This window comes from Nocardioides sp. Leaf374, from assembly GCF_916862475.1.
Lineage (GTDB): Bacteria > Actinomycetota > Actinomycetes > Propionibacteriales > Nocardioidaceae > Nocardioides > Nocardioides kribbensis.
This window is the reverse complement of sequence record NZ_CAKASO010000079.1, coordinates 1-3,488: the sequence shown is the minus strand read 5'-3', so window position 1 is coordinate 3,488 and position 3,488 is coordinate 1. Positions and strand designations below refer to the sequence as shown.

Here is a 3,488-nt window from a genome sequence, read left to right as displayed (position 1 = left end):
GCGGCGTCGTGATCGGCGAGGAGATCGCGGCCTCCTTCGACGAGCGCGTCTTCCCGGGCGGGCTGACCTACTCCGGCTCGGCGCGGCGCTGAGGCCCGGCGGGCACGTGCGGGCCGCCCTCGGCCGCCGCCCCCGTCCCACCCGGTCACCAGCGGACGGTCGGGAGGGGCAGGCGCTCGGGTCGCTCAGTAGAGGCCGGGTCGCCCGTAGTTGCGCTCGAGGCGCCGCAGCGCGAAGGCCAGGTCGAGCCGGAGCCGGCCGGCCGGCTCCGTCACCGACCAGCCGAGCTCGCGCTCCAGGCCCTTGACCTGGCGCTGGAGCGTGGAGTGGTGCACGGGGATCCGCTCGGCCGCCGAGCGGATCGTCGTGGTCTCGGAGATCGCGGTCAGGGCCCGGCCGGCGGGGCTGTCGGGGGCGCCGACGGCGTCGAGGGCGACGACGTCGCGGCTGCGCATGGCCCCGGCCACGAAACCGGCGGCCAGGGCGAGCAGCCCGCTGCCGACGTCGCCGGCCCTGACCCACCGCTCGCCAGGGTCGTCGGCCTCGCCCGTCGCCGTCAGCCGCAGCGCCATCCGCGCCTCGTTCCAGGCGATCGGCAGCTCCGAGGCCGGCCTCGGCCGGGACACCCCCACCTGCGACCAGGCCGGCGGAGGGGCCAGCGACGGACGCGGCCCCGGCACGGCGTGCAGGACGAGCGTCTGCTCCGGGCGCAGCCGCAGCCGCCGCAGCGCGTCGAGCCGGTCCTCCGGCGTGGCCTCCGGGTCGACCGCCACCTCGAGGGCGCCCTCGCCCGCGTCGGTGGGGGCGCTCGCCCTGCGGCGCTCGTCGAGCAGCGGGCCGAGGAGGCGCGCTGCGCGCGCGGTGACCACCGAGGCGAGCAGGTCGTCGTGGTCGCCGCGGCGCAGCAGGAAGCCCACGCCCCCCTCGAGGGGGGCGAGCGGGTGCTCGGGCCCCGGGGTGTGCCGCTCGGCGCCGACCGGGATCGGGTCGACCCGCGTGGCCGAGGCGCGCAGCCAGAGGCCGTGGGCGGGGGCGTGGAGCTCGACGACCGAGCCGGCGAGAGACGCGACGGTGCGCAGGCACTCGTCGACCCCGGCCACACCGGTCCACGGACTGTCGAGGCCCTCGAGGGCCCGGAGCGCGTCGGCGGCCTCCTGGTCGACGTCGGCGATGCGCGCCACGAGCCGCGTCAGCGCGTCCATGCACCACCTCCGTGATCGCCCGAGAAGTCCACGTCGATGGCGCGACGCGTCGGCGACGCTACACAGCACTGTTTGACGTATCACCTAGCGCCGGATGTCACGCCGGTAAAGTTGTGGGCGATGAGTCCCGCGGTCGCTCCCCCGTCGTTCCCCGAGTCCCTGTCGGCCGCCATCGCCGCCCGCGGCGTCACCCTGCGCGAGCTCGTCGACTCCCTAGGCGCGCGCGGCCACGCGGTCAGCCTGTCGACCCTGTCCTCGTGGCGCACCGGACGGCGCCGGCCCGACGGCGCGGCCTCGCGGGAGGTCGTCGAGGCCCTCGAGGACGTGCTCGACCTGGCCCCGACGACGCTGTCCAGCCTGCTGGGCCCCAGTCGCCGCCCGGGCCCGCGCGACACCGCGCCCTACAGCGTCGGCGGGGAGGAGGGCACCGCGGAGGCCCTGCGCGCGCTGGGCATGAGCAACCCGCACGCCCTGGTGGAGAGCAGCTCGCACGTCGTGCTCGACGTCGACCTCACCGGCCGTGTGACCCGCCTGACGGCCCGCGCGGCGTGGCTGGCGCGCACGCCGGGGGCCCACCACGCGCCGTACTTCGTCGCCGTCGACACCCCCGCCGCCTCCTCCTCGTCGACCGCCGAGGCCGCCGTCGCGACCCCCCACGCCGCCGACGGCGCGATCTCTGCCCTGGAGCCCCCGACGATCCGCGCGGTCGCCGGCTGCACCATCGGCGCCACCCACCACCGCGCCGAGACCGGCCTCTTCGCCGCGGAGCTGCGCCTGCACCGGCCGCTGGAGACCAACGAGACCGTGATCACCGAGATCGAGCTCAGCGGCATGCTCGGCGGCCCCGACGAGCCCGGGTGGGACCTCATGGTCACCCGACGCCAGCGGGTGCTGGCGCTCTGGGTCCGCTTCGACCCCCGGCGGGTGCCCCGCACCATCCACGCGATCACCCACGACGCGCGCGGCAGCGTGCGACGCCGTGTGGCCGCGATCGGGCCCGAGGCCCACCTGCTCCAGCCCGGCTTCGGCCCCGGCACCGCCGGGCTGCGCTGGGAGTGGTGAGCACGCCGTACGGCGGGTGACTCCCGCCACCCGGCGGCTCGGACCGGGCCCCCCGGGTGCCGACCGGTCTGGTGACCGGCTGCACCAGCGGGTCTTCCCCCACCCGCCCGGAGGCCCCCCGCATGAGCCAGCTCGCTCCCGACCGCCCGCACTCACCCGAGGACGACGAGCCCACCCCCGTGCCGCGGCTCCAGGCACCGCTCCCCGTGCCCCCCGCCGACCGGCCGGCCGGCGCCACCGCACCGACCCGTGACGAGCCGACGGGCGACCAGCTGCTGGCCGCCCTGCCGATGCCGGCCGTCGTGGTCGACGCCGACGGCACGGTGCGCCACGCCAACGACCTGGCCGACCTGGCCTGGCGGATGACCGCGAGCCCCGGCAGCGAGGACTCGGTCGTCGACCTGCCGCTGGCCCGGCTGCTGCCGCTCGAGCCCGGCACCCTGACGCCCGGGCCCGCCGACCGCGGGCCGCGCCGGCTGCGCGTCTCCCACGTGGGCCGCGACCTCGACGTGGTCGTCACCCTGGTCCGCGAGGGCGCGCACCCCCTGCAGCTGGTCACCCTCACCGACGTGACCGACGCCGTCGCCACCGAGCGGGTCCGCGAGGCCGACACCCGCGACCGCGCCGCGGTCCACCGCGTGGAGGCCGGGGTCGCCGCCGCCACGACCGAGCTGGAGGCCGCCCGCACCGCGATCGAGCGGGTCCGTGAGGAGTTCGGGTGGGCCTACGGGTCGTACTGGACGGTCGACCCGGGCGACCGCACGCTGCGGTTCTCGCTGGAGTCGGGCGACGCGGGTCCGGAGTTCCGCGAGGTCACGCGGCGCTCCTCCTTCGCCGAGGGCGTGGGGCTCTCGGGACGGGCCTGGCGCAGCCGCGACCTGTTCTTCACCCCCGACCTGGGTGAGATGACCGACTGCGTGCGCGCCCCCGTGGCCCAGCGGGTGGGCGTGAAGTCGGGGGTCTGCTTCCCGATCGTGGTCGACGGCGACGTCGTCGGCACCATGGACTTCTTCGCCACCGAGACGCTCTCGCCCTCGCCCCAGCGCCTGGAGGCGCTGCGCAACGTCGGACGCCTGGTCTCCGCCGCGCTGGCGCGCATCACCCACGACGACGCCGAGAAGGCCGCCGCGGCCGACCTCGCCGAGAAGGTCGAGCAGGTGCTCGAGGTCGTGCGCGCCGCCTCCGCCGGCGACCTGACCCGCGAGGTCACCCTCACCGGCACCG

Annotated in this window: 3 protein-coding genes; 2 read left to right on the top strand and 1 reads right to left on the bottom strand. The window is 77.1% G+C overall.

Annotation, left to right across the window (positions count from 1 at the left end; genetic code table 11):
* Positions 1 to 185: 185 nt before the first annotated feature.
* Positions 186 to 1,202 carry a helix-turn-helix domain-containing protein gene (locus tag LPA27_RS19080; RefSeq protein WP_228943558.1) on the bottom strand — a complete coding sequence of 339 codons (1,017 nt, stop codon included), beginning with the start codon at positions 1,200 to 1,202 and terminating at the stop codon, positions 186 to 188.
* A 120-nt stretch (positions 1,203 to 1,322) separates the two neighbouring features.
* Between LPA27_RS19080 and LPA27_RS19075 the strand changes: the two genes are divergently transcribed.
* On the top strand, positions 1,323 to 2,264 hold the full coding sequence (locus tag LPA27_RS19075; RefSeq protein ID WP_228943556.1) for a helix-turn-helix domain-containing protein: 942 nt from the start codon (positions 1,323 to 1,325) through the stop codon (positions 2,262 to 2,264).
* Positions 2,265 to 2,386: 122 nt separating this feature from the next.
* The coding region (locus LPA27_RS19070; protein WP_228943554.1) for a GAF domain-containing protein at positions 2,387 to 3,488 on the top strand (1,102 nt) is incomplete at its 3' end.

Excerpts from the sequence above, each read along its gene's own strand:
- LPA27_RS19075 (WP_228943556.1), top strand. The coding sequence starts at position 1,323 with ATGAGTCCCGCGGTCGCTCCCCCGTCGTTCCCCGAGTCCCTGTCGGCC.
- LPA27_RS19080 (WP_228943558.1), bottom strand. The coding sequence starts at position 1,202 with ATGGACGCGCTGACGCGGCTCGTGGCGCGCATCGCCGACGTCGACCAG.